Origin of the sequence: Protofrankia sp. Cr2, assembly GCF_963555885.1 — a bacterium.
GTDB lineage: Bacteria > Actinomycetota > Actinomycetes > Frankiales > Frankiaceae > Protofrankia.
Genome location: NZ_CAUVXG010000101.1, coordinates 1 through 537, shown reverse-complemented (window position 1 = coordinate 537; position 537 = coordinate 1). Strand labels below are relative to the sequence as shown.

The 537-nt window shown below is 70.8% G+C and carries 1 pseudogene; it reads right to left on the bottom strand.

Features of this window, described 5'->3' with window-relative positions:
• Window positions 1-537, bottom strand: a pseudogene (locus U9978_RS23470) (RHS repeat domain-containing protein); the annotation flags it as partial.

Here is a 537-nt window from a genome sequence, read left to right as displayed (position 1 = left end):
TCCCAGGCGAACTCGATCCGCTCGACCACCCCGCCATCATCGACGGCACCATCAGCACTATCGCCGGCGAGGCGCTGCTTGGCGATCCGCCGGCCGAACGGATCATAGGAATACCGCCAGCGCCGGCCGTCGGGAGTGGTCACCCCGGTGAGGCGGTCATCGGCATCCCAGCTGTAACGCCAGGTGCGCGGCTTGCCCGACAGCCGTTTCTGCTGGCGCAGCGTCACCCGACCCTGGCCGTCATGCTCGTAACGGACCCGGCCGGCCCGGCGGATCAGCGTGCCGGCGTACTCCCGACCACCCTGCGCCGCCTCGTGCACCCCGTCGCGCCCGTCACGCTGCGCGGGCAGAGACTGGGCAGGCAGGGACTGCGCGGGCACCGGCCAGGACGCATCGGTGATGTTACCCGCGCCGTCGTAGGCGTACCGCTCGGACCAGCCGGCCCCGTGGACGGCGGTGACCCGCCGCACCGGATCGAGATCGAACCGACGCAGCCCGGCGAGCATGTCATCAATCTCGGTGACATACCCATCCCGG